Genomic DNA, 18677 nt, shown 5'->3' on the forward strand with positions numbered 1-18677 from the left:
AGCACCGGCGTTTGGATCGTTCAACACGCGGCCGCGAATTTCACACAAGGCGTGTGAAAAACGCATCAGCCCTGCCGCGCAGGCTCAGAGCATCAAACCGACGCTGGCTTCCAGATGTTCCGACGGCATGCGCCGGAAACCCGAGCGGGTGTAGCGCTGCAGTCGCCCCACCACAAAGGCCGTCAACGCCGCCGCGCGCACTTGCGCATCGACGGTGGGCGTGGCCGACCCTTCGGCCGTGGCCGCATCGCGCAGGGCTTGGCGCAAGGTGGATTCGATCTTGTCGAAGAACTGGTTCATTCGGTTTTGCAGGCGCTCGTTCTCGTAGACCAGCGCATCGCCGACCATGACGCGCGTCATGCCGGGATTCTTTTCCGCGAACTGGACCAGCAGGGAAATGATGCGGGCGGCCTGCTCGCTGCCCGTCCCGTCGCGCTCGGTGACCTGGTTGACCAGCGTGAACACGCTTTGCTCGATGAACTCGATGAGCCCTTCGAACATCTGCGCCTTGCTGGCAAAGTGCCGATAAAGCGCGGCCTCACTCACGTCGAGCTTGGCGGCCAGCGACGCGGTCGTGACCCGGTCCGCACCCGGCTGTTCCAACATGGTGGCCAGCGCCTGCAGGATCTGCACGCGCCGTTCCCCCGGCTTGGGACGCTTGCGCGGGCCGGCTGAATGGACTTCAGCCGGAACTGCCTCGCGGTGATCGCCTGACTCTTCGTCGTGCTGCATGTGTGCCGAGCAAATATGTAATGAAATGATTCTCGCACACGCTAGTTAGTACGCGCCTACTGGAAACGTACCATGGCGTGCGTAATCTGCAACATTTGCACACAAACAGGCCCGGATTCCGGGTTAATCCGAAGGCATTACGAACGCCGCCCGGCCGGCAGACCGGGGCCGGGCGCTTCAGCGGGCGCGGATCATCGTGCCGTAGGCCTGGTCCGTGAGGATTTCCAGCAGCATGGCATGCGGCACCCGGCCGTCGATGATGTGCACCGCATTGACGCCGCTCTTGGCCGCATCGAGCGCGCCCTCGATCTTGGGCAGCATGCCGCCCGAAATCGTGCCGTCGGCAAACAGTTCGTCGATCTCGCGCGCACTCAGGTTGGTCAGCAGCTTGCCCTCCTTGTCCAGCACGCCCGGCGTGTTGGTCAGCATCATGAGCTTCTCGGCCTTGAGCACGGTGGCCAGCTTGCCGGCGACCACGTCGGCATTGATGTTGTAGCTCTCGTTGTCCGCGCCGAAGCCGAGCGGACTGACCACCGGGATGAAGGCGTCGTCCTGCAGCGCCTTCACCACGCTGGGGTCGATGGCGACGATCTCGCCAACCTGGCCCACGTCATGGTGTAGGTCGGGGTCGTTGCGGTCGGGCATCTTGAGCTTCTGCGCCCGGATCAGGCCGCCGTCACGCCCGGTCAGGCCGACCGCCTTGCCGCCGGCCTGGTTGATCAGGCCCACGATGTCCTGTTGCACCTCACCGGCCAGAACCCACTCGACCACTTCCATGGTTTCCGAATCGGTGACGCGCATGCCCTGGATGAAGTGCCCCTTCTTGCCGAGCTTGTTGAGCGCCGCCTCGATCTGCGGGCCGCCGCCATGCACCACCACCGGGTTCATGCCGACCAGCTTGAGCAGCACCACGTCCTCGGCGAAATCGGCCTGCAATTCCGGATCGGTCATGGCATTGCCGCCGTACTTGATGACGATGGTCTTGCCGTGGAACTTGCGGATGTAGGGCAGCGCCTGGGCCAGGATCTCGGCCTTGTCGCGCGGGGGGATGTTCTGGATGTGATCGGTCATGGAAGTCACTCAAAAACGGAGTGCGCGGATTTTGCAGCCATTTCGTGAAACGCCGCGGAACCGCGGGGAGCCTATGGGCGCAGCCAGCGCGGCACCTTGAAGCGCACGATCATCAGGTAGGCCGAGACGTAGGTCGCGACGAACAGCAGGCAGAACAGCATCAACGCGATCGTGTTGTTGCGAAACAGGACCGCCGGCACCACCGACAGCGCGGCGAACATCCACAGGTAGGGCGAGGTGCGGTTGTTGCGGGCCAGCAGTTGGCGGGCTTCGTCATCGGCAAAGGCAACGCGCACGATGCGGCGGAAGATCAACTGGTGGAAGTGCAGCGCGTCCGCCGTACCGGGCGACTGGCCCCGCGCCAGCTTGCGGTAGATGGAGAACAGCGTCTCCCACACCGGGTAGATCAGCAGCAGCATCGGGAACCAGGGCGATACGGTCGGGTTGCGCTTGACCAGCGAAACGCAAGCCACCGCGATCACGATGCCCCAGACATAGGCGCCGCCATCGCCCGCGAAGATCTTGCCGCGCGGGTAGTTCCACATGAGAAAGCCCAGCGTCGCGCCGACCATGCAGATGACCATCGCGGCGAGTTGCCGGTCGCCGACCTGCAGCGACACATGAGAGATGGCGAGGCAGACCAGCACCGCCACCGTGCCGGCCAGGCCGTTGTAGCCGTCGATGATGTTGAAGGCATGCGGCAAGCCGCCGATGGCCAACGCCGCCAAAAGCATGCCGGCATAAGGCACGGCCTGCATCCAGCCGTCTACAGTGGCAAAGCCGGTGCGATAGACGCCCAGGTCGAGCAGCCAGCACAGCAACAGCGCCGACCCGATCGTGAGCGCCAGGCGGACGCGGACCGGCACTTTCTGCGTGACGTCCTCCGCGATGCCGCCAAGCACCGCCGGCGCAATGCACAGCAGCATCAGGCCAGAGGCGGTGACCGGCCAGCGCACATTGAACGGATCGCCAGGCCACCCGGCCGCAAGCCAGGCCACGCCGGTACCGATGAAAATGCCGGCCCCGCCGAGGCGCGGCACATGGCCCTTGTGGAAGCGCTGCGGCATGTCGTGCCCGTAGCGTCGCGCATGGCGGCGCCCACGGCGCATGAAAGCGAGCACGGCAATCGCCGAGACGAAGAAACTGATGACGATCAGGGCAATCATTGGGGGTGGAACGGGAACCTAGAATTCCCAACCGAAATTAGACCATGCCCACGCCCGCTTCCAGCCCCGCAAAGCCCATCACGGTGTCGATCGTGAGCCACGGCCAACTGGCATTGATCCTGCCGCTGATGGCGCAACTGGACCGGCACTGCGCGGCCGTGATCGAGAAGGTCGTGCTCACGACCAACATTCCGGAGCCCGACCTGGCCGCCGGCATGCAGTGGGGCTTTCCGGTCGAGCGCATCGACAACGCCACGCCCAAGGGCTTCGGCGCCAACCACAACCAGGCCTTCGCGCACTGCGGCACCGACTGGTTCCTGGTGCTGAACCCCGACATGCGCTTCGACAACGACGTGCTGTCGCCGCTCGTCGCGCAAGCCGCACCGGATGCCGGCCTTCTCACGCCGCGCATCCTCGAACCCGGGAAGACGGCGCCCGAGCAACACCGGGCCATCATCACGCCGCTGGAGATCCTCACGCGCAGGCGGCCGGGCTATGCGATCCCTTCCGTCCCGGCCTGGGTGCCGGGCCTGTTCATGCTGTTGCGCAGCCAGGCCTACGCACAGATCAAGGGCTTCGACGAACGCTTCTTCATGTATGGCGAGGACTTCGACATTTGTGCGCGTGTGCGGCTCGCGGGATGGAAGCTGCAGGTCGGCGAGAACCTGCTCGCGCGCCATGAAGCCCAGCGGGCCAGCCATGCGAGCCGACAGCATCTGTCCTGGCATGTCGGCAGCTTGCTGAGGGTGTGGACGTCGTCGGCGTTCTGGCGCTATCGCGCGTTGCCGCCGGCATAGGCCACGCGTCAACCGGACTCCAGCAGATCTTGCGCCACCGACTGCCAGCCGCGGTCGAAGCGCTCGTAGCGGCCGCGCGCCGCGGCCAGCAAGACAGGCACCCAACGAATCAAGCGCGAGGCCGGCAGCTCCGTCCTGAAGCGCTGGTGCGCCACCTTCTCGCGCTGCGCTTGCAAGCAAGCCGATGGCACCTGCGGGCCCAGCGATGCGAGGCGATCGAGCAGCACCTCGGCGCGGCGCAGGCGCTCGGCATGCTTGGTGCCGCGCGGCGCGATCGCCTTGGCCAGCTTTTCGCGCAACGTGGGGCGCCGCGCGCCGATCTGGTTGCTGGCGTGCTGGCGGTAGTCGATGAGGGGCTCGGGCAGCACATCCATGCGGCCCGTCGCGGCCGCGATGGCAGCGAGCCATTCGTCGTGAACCCACTCGGGCGGGAAAGGCAGCGCGGCGGACAGCAGGCTGCGGCGGAACACGGTGGTAGCGCCAGTGACGAGGTTGCGCCGCTGCAGGACGGCAAAGGCCTGCCCCGAAGCAATGCCGGCGAGTTCCGAGGGCTTGACTTCGAGCGCCTCGAACAGGGTCGAGCCCAATGGCGCCAGTTCGCCATCGACCAACCTTGCATCGGAATGCAGCAACAGCAGTTCCGGGCGAGAGCGAAACGCGTCCACTATCCGCGCGAGGCGGCCGGCATGCCAGACATCGTCCTGGTCGCACAGGGCGATCAACTCGGAACGGCAGGCGCGGATCGCCTGCTCGAAGTTGCGCGTCACGCCGAGGGCCGGCCGGTTCTCCAGCACGGTCAATGCAGGAGCCGTCGCGCCATGTCGCGCAAGCGTCGCGCGGACGATGGCGATGCTGTCGTCACGCGATTCGTCATCGGACACCACGATCTCGTCCGGCGGAGGCACCTGCGCGCAGACGCTCTCGACCTGCGCGGCGAGGTAGCGTGCGCCGTTGCGGGTGCAGAGGGCGACCGAGACGGACGGACTGTTCATGGGGCGTCAGGGCGCCTCGACGCGCGGCGGCCACGCGTAGCTGAAGTCCTCGGCGTCAGCGGTGAGGTTCGGGTTGTAGGCCGGGTCATGCCGAAGCAATTCGGCCCAACGCGACTTCATGTAGTTCTCCTCACGCAGGAAGCGCTCGCGCTTCTCCGGTGCGATGTCCTCGCCGCGCGTGGCGGATTCGTGATGCAGCAGGTCGGCATACGGCGTCCACACGTTGCGATAGCCCGCCTCGCGCAGTCGCAGGCAGAAGTCGATGTCGTTGAAGGCGACCTTCAATCGCTCCTCGTCGAGACCACCCACCTCTTCATAGACGGACTTGCGCACCACCAGGCACGCGGCGGTCACCGCCGAGAAGGACTGGATCAGTGCGGCCCGCCCGGCATAACCGTTCAAGCCCTTGGGCAGCCCCTTGTTCGCATGGCCCGCCACACCACCGCCGAGGCCCAGCACCACGCCCCCATGCTGCAAGGTCAGGTCCGGATACCAGAGCCGCGCGCCGACCGCGCCGACACCGGGCTGCAAGGCCAGGCTCACCATCTCGGAAAGCCAGTCCGCGGAGAGCACCTCGATGTCGTTGTTGACCAGCGCCACGACTTCGCCGCGGGCCTGCGCCACGGCCATGTTGTTCAGCGCCGAATAGTTGAACGGGCTGTCATCGCGCAGCACGCGGAAGTCGGGCCGCGTTGCCAGTTCCTTGAAATACGCCAGCACGGCAGGGTCGTCGGAGCCGTTGTCGACGATCAGGATCTCGTAGTTCTTGTACGAGGTCTTGCGCACAATCGAATCGATGCACTGCCGCGTCAGCGCCAGCCCGTTGCGCGTGGGGATGACGAGCGACACCAGCGGCGGCGAATCGGGCAAGGCGTAATGGGCGCGATAGCCGAAGCCGACGTACTCGGCCGTGGCGCGCACGCCGGTCCGCTCGAAGTGCTCGTTCAGTGCGCGCTCGCCGGCCACGGCCGCATAGGGCTTGGCATTCATCGAGCGGGCCGTACTCTCCGAATGGATGCGCCAGTGGTACAGCACGCGCGGCACGTGTTGCACCTGCTGCGGGCCGATGCGTTCCATGCAGCGCAGCACCAGGTCCCAGTCCTGCGAGCCTTCCATACCCTGGCGGAAACCACCCACCTCGCGCACGAGTTCGGTGGACAGCACGCCCAGGTGACTGAACACGTTCTGCGAGCGAAACAGGTCGGGATTCCAGTCGGGCTTGAAGTAAGGGTCGGAGCGCTGGTCCTTCTCGTCGATCTTGTCTTCGTCGGAATAGATCAGGCGCGCATCGGGATGCTTCTCGATGCAATCGGCGACCCAGAACAACGCATGCTCGGCCAACAGGTCATCGTGGTCCATGAGCGCGATCCAGGGCCCGCTCACCACCTCCAGCGCGCTGTTGGATGCGGCCGAGATGTGCCCGTTCTTGGGGCGGAACACGACCTTGATGCGCGCATCGTCCTGACTGTATTGGCGCAGCACCTCACGCACTGCCTCATTGGGCGAGGCGTCGTCGGCGATGCAGAGCTCCCAATGCGGATAGAGCTGCGAGCGCACCGACTCGATGGCCGCGCGCAGCCAGACCGGGTCGGGGTTGTAGGTGGGCATCAGCACCGAGATCAGCGGCGTCGCCGTCATCGCGGCCACGCGCGCGACGATGGCGGCGCGCTGCTCGGCGCTCAGCACGTCATGGGCCTGCACCCAGGCCGCATAGTTGTTGCCCGGCCGCGTGCGCCGGCGCAACTCCCACATCACGCCCTGGCGGCCCGCCTTGCGATAGACGCGCAAAGCCTGTGGCATGCGGCCCATCAGGCGTGGCCCGTGCTGCACGGCCTTGCCGGCGATGCGGAACAGTTGGGCTAGACGTTTCGTCGCCATGGTTCTTCCTTGGTATGCACGTCTATTTCGGCTGCGTGATGGCGGGGTCGAGGAAGGTGGCGAACTGCTTCACCCAGCGCGCCCGCACGTGCGATGCGTCCTTGTAGATCGTCACGCCGTCGGCATCGGTGCGCGTGCACTGGCCTTGCGGCGTGCAGAGCGTGGCCATGGGGTCGATCACGATGGCACCGTTCTCCTCCGCCACGCGCTTGAGCCGATCGTGGATGGCCTGCTGCGACGGCGTGACCTGCGCGGTCGGCGACTTGCGCGCGGCCGACATGTGCCCGAGGCGGCTGCCGCTGATCAGCGCCTTGGGTTCGAACTCGCCGTCGACCGGGATGTTGAGCACCAGGAACACCTTCTTTCCTGCCGCCTTCAGCGTTCGGATGTTGGCCGCCAGCGCATCGAATGCGCGGTCCACGCCGTCGCCGCCCCGAAGCATGTGGCGCGTGCCGCCTTCGCGCACATAGTAGTGGTCAGGCGCGGGCACATCGGGCGGCGGGGGTTGGGGGCCGACATCGAAGTAGCAGGCCCAGCAGCCGCCGAGCACCACCGTGTCGATCTGCGGGCTCATCGCAAATTTCAGCAGGGTCTGCACGCGCTCGGGGCAGCCCGGGTCGCGGTCTTCCACAAGGTTCGGGATCGGCGGGCAGGCGCCGCGCGTGGCGAAGTACAGGCTCTGCAATCGACCCGGCTCGGTGCGCGCGATCTCGAGGGCGCGCGGGCCGTATTGCTCCACATGGCTGTCGCCGAGCAGCAGCACATTACCCTTGCCCTCGCCGATGCGGTAGACCGGCTGGCCGTCGACCGCGATCTCCTTCATGCTGCCCGGGTAGTCCCAGTCGGTGCCGGCCGAGATGATCGCCTGCAAAGCGGGGTCGCTGTTGCGCGGCGGCAGGAGACGAGAGAACGCGATCGCGCCCACCGTGGCCAGCACCAGCATGCCGATCACCAGCCAGCGAATGGCCGCCGTGCCCTTGCTCTTGCGGATGGGTTGCTCGATGAAGCGATAGGTCAGCCAGGCCAGCGCCACCGCCGCCGCCACGGCGACGACACGCGTTGCGAGATGCGGCGTGCCGCCCTCCACCACACGCGCGTAGGCCAGCAAGGGCCAGTGCCACAGGTACAGCGGATAGCTGATGAGCCCGATCCAGACCATGGGCTTGGAGCCGAGCAGATGGCGGTTGAGCCACGCGCCCATGCCCGCCGAAATGCACAGGCAGGCCCCGAGGATCGGCAGCAGCGCCCACCAACCCGGGAAGGCCTTGCCCTTCTGGATCATGGCCAGGCCCAGCCCGATAAAGACCAGGCCGGCGAGGCTGCGCAGCCCCGCGCCGCTGACACGCGTCCCCGGCAGCCGCCGCAAATGGGCATGCGCGAGCAATGCGCCGGCGGCCAGTTCCCAGATGCGCGACAGCGGCGAGTAGAAGGTCGCATCGGCATGCCGGTGCACCCCGGCCACGTTCAGCAGAAAGGACAGGCCCGCGGCCACGCTCATCCAGAACACCAGCCCGCGCGGCCCCTTCCAGCGCCAGACCAGTCCGAGCAGCACTGGCCAGAAGATATAGAACTGTTCCTCCACGGCCAGCGACCAGAGGTGCAGCAAGGGCTTGGCCTCGGCCGCAGTGTCGAAGTAGCCTGCCTCGCCCCACAGCACGAGGTTCTGCACGAAGCCGGCACTCGCCATCAAATGCTTGCCCAATTGCCGGAACTCGTCCGACAGCAGCACGTACCAGCCGAATGCGAAAGTCGCCGCCATCACAGGCAGCAGCGCCGGGAAGATGCGGCGGATACGCCTTTCGTAGAACTCCCGATAGCTGAAGCCCGCGCCGCCGAGGCTGCCGAAAATGATCGTGGAGATCAGGAAGCCCGAGATCACGAAGAAGATGTCCACCCCGATGAAGCCGCCGCGCACCTCGGCCGGGAACGCATGGAACCCGAGCACGGAGACCACGGCGATCGCCCGCAGGCCGTCGATGTCGGGGCGGTATTTCGGATGAAGGAGGTGGGGCGCTTCTGGGTGTGGCGGCATGCTGGGACGGGTCGGGAAGGATTGGCCCGGTCGGCGCCGCGGTGTTGCGCAGCGGGATCGTGATTATCTTCGCAATGCACAGCCGACGAGGCCTGCGAAACACAGGTCAAATCGGGGATCACAGTCGCCGGCTCCCAAAAAGGGGGACGGTAAAATTGTTAACTATGAATACTTAAGGACAAGAATGCGGTTGCTTTCAGTGGTGCTTTCGGGGGGAGCGGGTTCGAGACTCTGGCCACTTTCTCGCCAGGCCTATCCGAAGCCATTCATGAAGTTGGGGGGCGCCACGCTGTTGCAGCAGGCGATCGAGCGCGGCCAGGCTTGCGGCACCGGCAAGCTGATGATCGTCACCAACAAGGACCACCTGTTCCTCACGCGCGACGTGCTGCGGCAGATCTCCGATCCGCCGGAAACCACCCTGCTACTGGAACCCAAGGGCCGCAACACCGCGCCCGCCATCGCACTGGCAGCGCTGCAATGCACGGCGCAGTTCGGCGGCGACACCGTGATGCTGGTGCTGTCGGCCGACCACCTGGTGCCCGACGTGGAGGCGTTCGTGGCCAGCGCCAGCGAGGCTTTCCGACTCGCGGAAGCCGGCAACCTGGTGCTTTTCGGCATCAGCCCGACCAGCCCCGACACCGGCTTCGGCTATGTGGAAGTCGAGCACGTGTCGCGCGAGAGCCAGCGGGTCAAGCGCTTCGTCGAGAAGCCCGACCTCGCTACGGCGCAGGAGTACCTTGCCACCGGGCGCTACTACTGGAACAGCGGCATGTTCTGCTTCACGGCGGATGCAATCCTCGAATCCTTCGAGCGGCATGCACCGCAGGTCCTCAGGGCCGCTCGCAACGCGCTGGCGTCGGCCAAGACCAGCGAAGACATGATGCAGTTCGACATGCACACCTTCGGCCTGCAGCCGGACATCAGCATCGACTACGCCGTGATGGAGCGCGCCGACAACGTCCACGTGGTGCCGGCCAAGTTCGGCTGGAGCGACGTGGGTTCCTGGCCGTCGGTGGCCAAGGCGCTGACGCCCGATGCGAGCGGCAACACGATGCCGGCCGACGTGGTCGCCATCGACACCACGGGCACGCATGTGCAGGTGCAGAGCCATGGCCCCAAGGTGGTCGCCACCGTAGGCGTGTCGGACCTGGTGATCGTCGACACGCCCGACGCGCTGCTGGTCGCGCACAAGGACCACGCCCAGCAGGTGAAGAAGGTGGTGGATACGCTCAAGGCGCGTCACCACGAGACCGTCACCCTGCCCGCAGTGGTGCATCGGCCGTGGGGCACCTATGCCTCGCTCAAGGAAGAAGACGGCTACAAGGTAAAACGGATCACCGTGCGGCCGGGCGCATCGCTCTCCCTACAATATCACCATCAGCGCGCCGAGCACTGGGTGGTGGTCACGGGGACGGCCATCGTCCAGATCGGAGACGTAGAACACAAAACAATGCCAGGGGAATATCGCTACATCCCCCTCGGCGAAACACATCGGCTGACCAACGTGGGCGACGAGGAGCTGGTGCTCGTCGAAGTTCAATGCGGGAGCTATCTCGGCGAGGACGACATCGTGCGCCTCGCCGACACTTACGGACGGGTATGAGTCAGGCACATTCGAATTTGCATCGCAGCGCGTGGGCTGATTGGTGGGAGGGCACGCGCCGCACCGACATCTGGTGGACGTTGGCATGGTTTGACATCGTGCTGCGCTACCGCCGCTCCATGCTCGGGCCCTTGTGGCTGACGCTGAGCATGGGCGCGATGATCGGTGGCATGGGGCCGCTGTACAGCTCGCTGTTCGGCACCGAGCTGAGCAAATTCTTTCCCCACCTCGCGCTGGGGATCATCTTCTGGGGCTTCTTCTCCAGCATGGTGACGGATGCCTGCAACACCTTCATCGGGTCGTCCAACTACCTCAAGCAGGGCTACTTCCCGATCAGTCTTTTCGTCTGGCGCGGCATGTCGCGCAACCTGATTGTTTTCGGCCACCAGATCGTTCTCTACATCCCGGTCGCGATCTGGGCTGGCGTCTCGCTGTCGTGGTCGGCGCTGCTGTTCATCCCGGCGTTCCTGATCCTGCTGATCAACGCACATGCGCTGGGGCTGGCGCTTGGGCTCGTCTGCACGCGCTTCCGCGACGTCACGCAGATCATCACGAGCGTGATGCAGATGCTGATGTTCCTCACGCCCGTGTTCTGGCTGCCTGAGAGCCTGCCGGGACGCGCCAAGTACGTGCTCTACAACCCGTTTGCGCAAATGCTGGAACTCGTGCGCGCACCGCTAATGGGCAACGTGGCGGATGCGCACAACTGGTGGGGCATCCTCGGCTGGACGACCGCGAGCGTGATCGCCTGCGCCATGCTTTTCTCGAAATACCGCCGCCGCGTGGTCTACTGGCTGTAAGGAACCATGGCCTCCATTTCCCTCCTAGACGCCTCGGTCAACTTCCCGATTTATGGCGCCGGCTCGGCCTCTCTGAAGAAAACGCTGGCCTCATCGGTCACGGGTGGCCGCTTCGGCCAGGACACGGGCGTGCGCGTGGTGCAGGCGCTGGGCAACATCAACCTTGAGTTGAAGAGCGGCGACCGCCTCGGCCTGATCGGCCACAACGGCGCCGGCAAATCGACACTGCTGCGCACGCTGGCGGGTGTGTACGAGCCCTCATCGGGGGAGTTTTCGCGGACCGGCACCGTGGCCAGTCTGATCGATCCGGCGCTGGGCATCGAGGCCGACGCGACCGGCGTCGAGAACATCATGCTGCGCGGCCTGGTCATGGGCATGAGCAAGCGCCAGGTCGACGATTTGACGCCAGGCATCTGCGAATTCAGCGGGCTCGGCGACTACGTCAACATGCCGGTGCGCACCTATTCCACGGGTATGTTGATGCGCCTGGCGTTCGCGATCTCGACCAGTATCGAGGCCGACATCCTGCTGATGGATGAGTGGCTGTCGGTCGGCGATGCGGAGTTCACCGAGAAGGCCGAGACGCGCATGAAGAGCGTCGTCGCCAAGTCGGGTATCCTGGTGCTGGCCTCGCACTCGCTGGACCTGATCGCGAAGGAATGCAACCGGGTGATCTATCTGGAGCACGGGCGGATGGTCGAGCCGACGGAGGCGCAGGTCGAGGCGCTGGAAGATGCCCGGGCCCGGGCCCGGCCCGCATCGACGACGACGGTCTGATCCTTCACTGGCGCTGCGCACTCCTGAGCGCGCGAATCTCTTCGATCCGCTGCCCGATGCGCTTGCCGGCGGCCTCCAGCGACAAGTTGGCTTCCGCACTGGCCTTGGCGCGCGCCCCGAGCGCCCGCGCTGCTTCCTGGTCGTCGAACACGCGACGCATCAATTCGGCCGCGTGCTCGGTCGACGGCTCGGCCCATTCGAGGTCAGCGTGATATGGCGGGATGTCGCGGCCGAGCTTCACCAGTTCATGGCGGACCAGCAGGCTGTTGCTCTCGTCCATGAAGTCCACGTTGCCGGAGAAGCCGGTGGCGATGACAGGCTTGCCCATGAGCATGGCTTCGGCCATGGTCAGACCCAGGCCTTCGCTGCGATGCAGTGACACATAGGCGTCGCAGGCCTCCATGAGCGAGAGCACCTCGTCGGGGCTGTAGACCGCGTTGATCACCTGGATGTTGGCGCCGGCCGCGGCGTCGTGCAGTTCCTGGAGTTGCACGGGATGGCGGTCGCCGAACGAGGTCTTCAGCACCAGGCACACCGCTTCATCGGGGCGGAAGGCGGCCTTGAATGCGCGGATCAGGCCCAGCGGATTCTTGCGCTCCATCACGCTCATCATGTGGAACGTGAAGAGGAAGGTGTAGCGCGTTGGGTCCAGCCCGAAGTGGGCACGCTCACGCCGCTCGAAGGGCGCCAGCTTCACGCCCGGGAACAGCGTGTGAACAGGCAGTGAAAAGCGCTCGCGCAGTCCGTGCGCGACGAACTCGGTGGCGGCCCAGATCTCGTCGACCTGCTGGACCTGCACGCTCCATGCCTCGGGAACCGAGTCGAACTCCCAATACCAGTAGCCGATGCGGTAGGTACGCGGCGCACGCTCGAACAGGTCGGCGCGCGCATAGGCATCGTCGAAGAAGGGCTCCGGCTGCGTGTGGATGATCGTGATGTCGTGCGACTCCATGCCGCGGAAATCGACATGGTGCGGGTCGTCCTTCGCGTCCGCGCGCACGTCGCGCAGCGACGCAGAGATCCCGACGCTCTCCATCGCATGCACCATCGACTCGACCGACACGCGCAACCCGGACGGATAGCAGAAGTGGCCGATCACGTTGACGCCGGGCTGCGCGAGCGCCGCGGCCACGGCCGGCGCGTCGAGTGCCGCGCACCATGCACGGACATGCTTGGGCAGGCCCGCCTTCGGCGAGGCCAACCACGCCAGCAGGCCCTGCGCCGCGTGCTCGTCGTCCAGTGCCCGGGGGTTGGCTGCACGCCAGGCATCGCGCACCTGGTAGCTCGTGCGGATCTGCTCGGCGGGTGCAATGTCGGGCTCCGGCCACCGGCGCCCGTCGAGCCAGCTGCCGGTCGCACCGTATTCCACGGCGAACCATCCAGCCAGCGCTTCCCTGCCGAACATCGTGGAGCCGTCAGGGTGTCGTGCCTGCCATGCGGGCGCGAATGCATGTGCCAGGCGCAACTCGCGCGCGGGATCCTGCGCGGCCTCGAGCAGAAGCCACCAGAGCTGCTCCAGTCGAAGGCCCGTCTGTCGAAGTCCGGTCCGCATGAACCAGCGGAACAACGCGGGCATCCCGACCGGCGTCAAACCGTGCGGCAGCACGGACCGAAGCGCCGAACTGCCCAGGTAGGCCTGTCGCGCCGCAGCGGAAAAGTCGCCCGCGAGCACACCGGCCACATGATCGAGTGCCGATGCATCGAGCCCCAATTCAACCGCGCCCGCGTGCAAGACCCAATCGCCCCAGTCGCCCTGCGCACCGCCGGCTGGTCCGTCGGGATATCGCTTCCGGAGATCGGCGCGGCGACGCCAGAGGTCGATGCAGAAGCGCGCGGCGCTTGGTGCGTCGGTGATCTCCGCGGGCGTGCACGGCGGGCATACCACGCGTTCCGCTGGCACCCCGGCCACTTGCGACAGGGCGCTGTCGTTGAAGAGGTCGAGCAGAGGGGGCGCCACGACCTTGGCGCCGCTTGCGCGCAGTTCAATGCGCAAGCGCTCCTGCTCGGCAAGGAATGCCAATTCGTCCGCCTGCGTCTGCATGGCCGCCCGGTCGCGCAGGAAGGCCATGCGCTGCGGCATCCGCCAGGGCGTTGCGAGCCACCAGGCGCCCTTGGCGGCCCGTCGTGCGTAGCGTGCGAAGACGTTGTCAACCATGGCGTGCGACGAAATCCTCGTAGGCATGGCGCAGGCCGGTGTCGAAGGGGGTTTGCGCCTTCCATCCCATGGCGGCAAGGCGGCTCACGTCCAGCAGCTTGCGCGGCGTGCCGTCGGGCTTGGTGGCATCGAGCTTCAGTTCGCCCTGATAACCGACGGTGGCCTTGACCAATTCCGCGACCTCGCGGATCGTCACGTCAGTGCCGACGCCGATGTTGACGAGCGGCGTGACCTCGGGCCGCGTGAGTTCCCCGAAGCGCTCGTCCGGCATTTCCAGCAGGAAGCGCACCGCGTCGCCGAGGTCCTGCGAGTACATGAACTCCCGCTTCGGCTTGCCCGAGCCCCACACCACGACCGATGGGTCGTTCCTGACCTTGGCCTCGTGGAAGCGCCGGATCAGCGCAGGCAGCACGTGCGAGTTCTCCGGGTGGTAGTTGTCGCCGGGGCCGTACATGTTGGTGGGCATCACCGCCAGGTAGTTCGTGCCGTACTGGCGATTGAAGGCCCAGCACGACTCCACCCCTGCGATCTTGGCCAGCGCGTAGGGACGGTTGGTCGCCTCCAGCGGGCCGGTCAACAGGTACTCCTCCTTGATCGGCTGCGGGCAATCGCGCGGGTAGATGCAAGACGAGCCGAGGAAGATCATGCGATCGATCCCCGCCTCGTGGGCTGCGTCGAACACGTTGAGCTGGATGCGCAGGTTGTTGTGCAGGAAGTCGACCGGGAAGTTGGAGTTGGCCATGATGCCGCCGACCTTGGCCGCGCACATGACGACGTGATCCGGCCGGTGCTCCAGGAAGAAGGCGCGCGTGGCGGCACGGTCCTCCAGGTCCAGTTCCGCGTGGCTGCGGGTCAAGATCTCGTAGCGCGGATCCGCTTTCAATGCCAGCAGTGTGGCCGAGCCCACCAACCCGTTGTGGCCCGCGACATATACCTTGGTTTTCTGCATGAGGTCCCTTGATTCTTGAAAGTGTTGCGGTGGAAGCAGCCTGCGCGACTCAGTGGCCGCGCAGGCTGCGGACCAGCCTCAGCACAGGATGCCAAATGAAGCGGGTCGCACGAAAGATCGCAAATCGCTGGGCCATTGCGCGTAGGCCACCTTGCTCATCGCCGGTCGGCGCCAGCGGAGGATGCTGGTATCGGCCTTCATAGAACACATCGCTCGGCGTCAGGACGAAGCGCACGAGTTCAGCCTCCGCATCCTCCCAGCGCGCACGGCCCTCGACGACGCCCCGCAGGCCCTGCGCTCCTAAGGCAACCGCGTCCTTGAAATCCAGAGGCCGTGGGTTGCGCGGGTCGTAGAGCAGCCCGTTGACGCCTGGCACGATGTACTCGTTCATCGTGCCGAAGTCCGGCGCGACAACGCATTGGCCTCGCCCCATGGCCTCCAGGAAGGACTGGCCGATGCCCTCCTCCAGCCGCGGCGCGAAGTAGACGTTGGCGCGCGCCATCACGGCATTCAGGTCGGCCTTGTTCTCGAACCAGGTCGATGTGGTGACGTGGTGCCGGGCGACATCCTCGGCCGACGGCAAGCTCGGCGGCGGCGTGCCCGGATCGGTCGCGAGGTGGATGTGGAGACTGTCGAAGGTCGTGTCGGCGATGAGCGCCCGGATGGTCTTCCAGGGCAGTTCCGCCTCGCGGCGCAACCAAAAGAAGCCATGCAGTCCTTGCTGCGGCGGCGCGGGCACCGCCTTGATTGGCTGGTAGTAGCGAACAAGGTGGCTTGCGATGCCGAACCCGGTCGTCATGCAATGGACCGCATTCGAGAAGTTCAGCACCTTGCAGCCCTGGAACGGCTCCCAGAAGCCCGACAGGTTGAACAGCGGACCTTGGCAGAGACCGAACTGATCCAGCATCGGGATGTAGATGACATTCGGGTGCACCCGCTTGAAATACGCATCCGGCGGCTGGCAATACGATTGGAACATGATGACGATGTCATACGACGCCACCTCCGACCACGCCACGCCCTGGCCGTCTTTCCACGCGTCATCCCAGAAGCGGTCGACCTGGTGGCCATGCCGGGCCAACACCTCCGGCAGGAATGCGTTCGATTGGGTGGTGCGATGAAATGAATGATCGACGTACGCGATGCGAGCCATGTCCTACCTTCTCACCGTGGCGTGGAGTCGCTTGGCCAGCGCGAACGCCGTGGGATTCCGGCGCAGGACGTCCTTGAGCGCGATCTTCATGAGTTGGCGGGCGCCGGGGGCGTTCCTTGGCGCTGTGGCGGCAGGCGACATGTCAGCTGGATGCTGAAGGGTATCCATCGAGACCCATCCGAGCGCCTGCATGAAATCCGCGTCCGACACATGCCTTGCGAACAGATCACGAAGGAACTCGGTGCGGTTGGTCGGAAAGCATCGAAGATCCGGTACGCCGGCAAACAGGTAAAAGCAGTGATAGAGCCCGGCGACGTCAGTTGGCGAGAGCAATGGAAAGCGCTCCGCGACCACCCGCATGCATTCCATGCTATGCCCGCGCGCATCGCTCGACGTGCCGCCCAACGAGTAGTTGACGGTCGCCTCGCGCGTGTAGATGAAGGTCACAGCGGCCTCCATGCAAGTCATGATCCACTTGAAGTCGGCCGCGATCTTGTACGACGTGTCATAGGGGCCGGACTTTTCGTACGCGCCCCGCGTCGCATAGATGCCATTGTGGCAATCGTTCGCGCACGTGAAATACGAGCCGGGGTGGACAAAGGCTGGCGCCCAGTCGCGTACTTCGTCGTCGACCTGGACCAAAGCGCCCGTGAAGAGCATGGCCGCGCTCGCGCCGTCGCCCATGCGTCGGACGACGATCTCGGCCGCATCCGGCTCCAGCCAGTCGTCGGAATTGAGGACACAGATCAGTTGTCCGCGTGCCAGCGGGATGGCCTTGTTGACGGCGTCGTAGAGGCCCTTGTCGGGTTCGGAGGCGTAGTAGTCGAGCTTGTCGGCGTAGCGGAGCACCACATCCATCGTGTCGTCCGTGGAGGCGCCATCCAGCACGATGTGCTCCACGTTGGCATAGGTCTGGGCCTGCACGCTCTCGATGGTCCGCGCCAAGGTGCGCGAGTTGTTGCGCACGACGGTGATGTAGGACACCAGCGGCGCGTCCTCCGTGCCGGACTTGACGAGGCCCCGCGTACGCAGCCCGCCCTCGGTGCGCGCTGTCGCTTTCGAAGGCGGCAATGCGTCTATCCAGAGGGGCCAGGTCCCCTTTGCCGCCGTGGCCGGCAGGGCGTCGAAGCGCCGGAAATGCGGGCCGTGGCTGCCGTTGCGATAGTCGACGATGTTCGCCTGCACGATGCCGTCGGGCCGGGCATAGCGGGTGGCCAACGCCCCGGGCGCCAGCACGTGCCGGCGTCGGTTGGAGGGACGCTCCACGTGTCTCTCGTGAGCCTGGATCAAGGTGTCCGAAATGATGTCAGCGCAACGCGCCCAACTGAACAGTCGGGCACGTTGCAGGCCAGCCTGCGCCAGTTCGCGGCGATAGGCATCAGACCTCGCGATCTGCCCGATCGCGTCCGCTACGCCGGCCACGTCGTCCGCATCGAACATCAGGCCGGCATCGCCAACCACTTCCGGCAGCGAAGAGTTGTCGGAACAGATCACAGGCGTGCCGCAGGCCATGGCTTCCAGCGGAGGGAGACCGAAGCCTTCGTAGCGCGAGAGGTAGGCAAAGCACATCGCGTCGCTGTAGAGTGCGGAGAGGTCCTCGTCGTCGACAAAGCCGGTCAGCACGATGCGGTGCCTCCACTTCCCGGCGGCGGCGAGCGCCTCGTTCACTCGCTCCAGTTTCCAGCCCGACATACCCGAGAGCACCAGATGCAGTTCGCTCGCTTCATCGGCCTCCAGGTGACGCACGAAGGCATCGACGACATGTTCGAGGTTCTTACGGATCTCGAGCGTGGCCAGGCTCAGAAGGTAGGGCACGCCTGCGGGGATGCCATAGCGAGCGCGCACGGCCACCTTCTTCGCTTCGTCGTCGCAGGGTCGGAAGGCGGCGCCTGCGGCGAGCGGGATCGCTGTGACTTGCCGAGGACTGAGGTCCGGCCGAGCCGCCAGCAGGTCTCTCTTTGTGCACTCGGAAATTGCGAAGATGACGGTGTGCTCGTCCAGGCTGTCGATGATGGCACGCACCTCCGCCGCCGCCACCTCTGAAAAATACTCCGGCCGATTGACGCCTATCAGGTCGTAGATGATGTGCGCCTGCAGAACGCGGTGATCGGCCAACCAGGCAGTGGGTGCAACCCCGAACGGCGAGAGCAGGATGTCCGCATCGTCGGAGGGCCGGTGGTCGGGCGCCTGGTGGCACGGGCCGTCCAGGCGGCTGGCATCGACATAGTCCGCAGCTCGTTCTTCATCCCCATCGCGATAGAAGAGCCGCGTGTCAAAGCGCCCGGAAGCCGTCAACAGCGGGAACACCTCATCGCAAACTCGATAAATCCCTGTCCTCACGCCTTGGGCCAGCACGTACATGTCAAGGGCCAGGCGAGGCTTCGATTCACTCATCGTTTCAATCAATCCAAAATTGTTCGTTGACCCGGCGAGCCATCTCCGCCGGGTGGCAAGATCCCTGCACTTGCCTTGGCCTGCAATGCCGAGAGTTCCGGCTTCATCCGCGACGCGCCACATCCATCACTGCCGGCGCCTCGCCAGCATGTCGAGGATCTGGAAACAAAATCCAGCC

The 18677-nt window shown here is 65.5% G+C and carries 14 protein-coding genes; 4 read left to right on the top strand and 10 right to left on the bottom strand.

Features of this window, described 5'->3' with window-relative positions:
• Nucleotides 1-84: 84 nt before the first annotated feature.
• The 3 genes from slmA to WKW79_RS09155 all read right to left on the bottom strand — a co-directional run bounded on the left by slmA (nucleotide 85) and on the right by WKW79_RS09155 (nucleotide 2969).
• Nucleotides 85-732, bottom strand: coding sequence for a nucleoid occlusion factor SlmA (gene slmA, locus WKW79_RS09145; protein WP_422823850.1), 648 nt, complete (start codon nucleotides 730-732; stop codon nucleotides 85-87).
• A gap of 177 nt (nucleotides 733-909) precedes the next feature.
• On the bottom strand, nucleotides 910-1803 hold the full coding sequence (argB, locus tag WKW79_RS09150; RefSeq protein ID WP_340334825.1) for an acetylglutamate kinase: 894 nt from the start codon (nucleotides 1801-1803) through the stop codon (nucleotides 910-912).
• Between the two features lie 71 nt (nucleotides 1804-1874).
• Nucleotides 1875-2969, bottom strand: coding sequence for a glycosyltransferase family 4 protein (locus tag WKW79_RS09155; protein ID WP_340334826.1), 1095 nt, complete (start codon nucleotides 2967-2969; stop codon nucleotides 1875-1877).
• Nucleotides 2970-3013: 44 nt separating this feature from the next.
• Here WKW79_RS09155 and WKW79_RS09160 point away from each other — a divergent pair, with 44 nt between their 5' ends.
• A complete protein-coding gene (locus tag WKW79_RS09160) occupies nucleotides 3014-3766 on the top strand; it encodes a glycosyltransferase family 2 protein (protein WP_340334827.1) in 753 nt (250 codons plus the stop codon).
• An 8-nt stretch (nucleotides 3767-3774) separates the two neighbouring features.
• On the opposite strand, the gene WKW79_RS09165 is transcribed toward WKW79_RS09160, so the two are convergent.
• From WKW79_RS09165 to WKW79_RS09175, 3 genes are read right to left on the bottom strand one after another with little or no spacing between them, the layout of a single operon-like run.
• Complete coding sequence (locus WKW79_RS09165; RefSeq protein ID WP_340334828.1) at nucleotides 3775-4758, bottom strand: glycosyltransferase family 2 protein; 984 nt, start codon at nucleotides 4756-4758, stop codon at nucleotides 3775-3777.
• 6 nt (nucleotides 4759-4764) lie between these two features.
• The gene (locus WKW79_RS09170; RefSeq protein ID WP_340334829.1) at nucleotides 4765-6636 is read right to left on the bottom strand and encodes a glycosyltransferase family 2 protein; all 1872 of its coding nucleotides are present in this window, start codon (nucleotides 6634-6636) and stop codon (nucleotides 4765-4767) included.
• Nucleotides 6637-6658: 22 nt separating this feature from the next.
• Nucleotides 6659-8668, bottom strand: coding sequence for an acyltransferase family protein (locus WKW79_RS09175; protein ID WP_340334830.1), 2010 nt, complete (start codon nucleotides 8666-8668; stop codon nucleotides 6659-6661).
• A 184-nt stretch (nucleotides 8669-8852) separates the two neighbouring features.
• Here WKW79_RS09175 and WKW79_RS09180 point away from each other — a divergent pair, with 184 nt between their 5' ends.
• Genes WKW79_RS09180 through WKW79_RS09190 form a run of 3 tightly spaced genes read left to right on the top strand, consistent with a single transcriptional unit; the run spans nucleotide 8853 to nucleotide 11848 of the window.
• Nucleotides 8853-10271 (top strand): mannose-1-phosphate guanylyltransferase/mannose-6-phosphate isomerase, encoded by a 1419-nt coding sequence (locus tag WKW79_RS09180; protein WP_340334831.1) that lies wholly within the window; start codon nucleotides 8853-8855, stop codon nucleotides 10269-10271.
• A gap of 17 nt (nucleotides 10272-10288) precedes the next feature.
• Nucleotides 10289-11071, top strand: coding sequence for an ABC transporter permease (locus WKW79_RS09185; RefSeq protein ID WP_340334832.1), 783 nt, complete (start codon nucleotides 10289-10291; stop codon nucleotides 11069-11071).
• A gap of 6 nt (nucleotides 11072-11077) precedes the next feature.
• Nucleotides 11078-11848 carry an ABC transporter ATP-binding protein gene (locus WKW79_RS09190; RefSeq protein ID WP_340334833.1) on the top strand — a complete coding sequence of 257 codons (771 nt, stop codon included), beginning with the start codon at nucleotides 11078-11080 and terminating at the stop codon, nucleotides 11846-11848.
• A 4-nt stretch (nucleotides 11849-11852) separates the two neighbouring features.
• Here WKW79_RS09190 and WKW79_RS09195 read toward each other — a convergent pair whose 3' ends face one another.
• From WKW79_RS09195 to WKW79_RS09210, 4 genes are read right to left on the bottom strand one after another with little or no spacing between them, the layout of a single operon-like run.
• Entirely contained in the window at nucleotides 11853-14003 is a 2151-nt protein-coding gene (locus tag WKW79_RS09195) for a glycosyltransferase family 4 protein (protein ID WP_340334834.1), read from the bottom strand.
• On the bottom strand, nucleotides 13996-14952 hold the full coding sequence (locus WKW79_RS09200) for a GDP-L-fucose synthase family protein (RefSeq protein WP_340334835.1): 957 nt from the start codon (nucleotides 14950-14952) through the stop codon (nucleotides 13996-13998). Before WKW79_RS09200 ends, WKW79_RS09195 begins: the two co-directional genes overlap by 8 nt.
• Nucleotides 14953-15001: 49 nt before the next feature.
• Nucleotides 15002-16105 carry a glycosyltransferase gene (locus tag WKW79_RS09205; protein ID WP_340334836.1) on the bottom strand — a complete coding sequence of 368 codons (1104 nt, stop codon included), beginning with the start codon at nucleotides 16103-16105 and terminating at the stop codon, nucleotides 15002-15004.
• 3 nt (nucleotides 16106-16108) lie between these two features.
• Nucleotides 16109-18622 carry a glycosyltransferase gene (locus tag WKW79_RS09210; RefSeq protein WP_340334837.1) on the bottom strand — a complete coding sequence of 838 codons (2514 nt, stop codon included), beginning with the start codon at nucleotides 18620-18622 and terminating at the stop codon, nucleotides 16109-16111.
• Nucleotides 18623-18677: the final 55 nt, after the last annotated feature.

This window comes from Variovorax robiniae (genome assembly GCF_037889955.1).
In the GTDB taxonomy this organism is placed as follows: domain Bacteria; phylum Pseudomonadota; class Gammaproteobacteria; order Burkholderiales; family Burkholderiaceae_C; genus Variovorax; species Variovorax robiniae.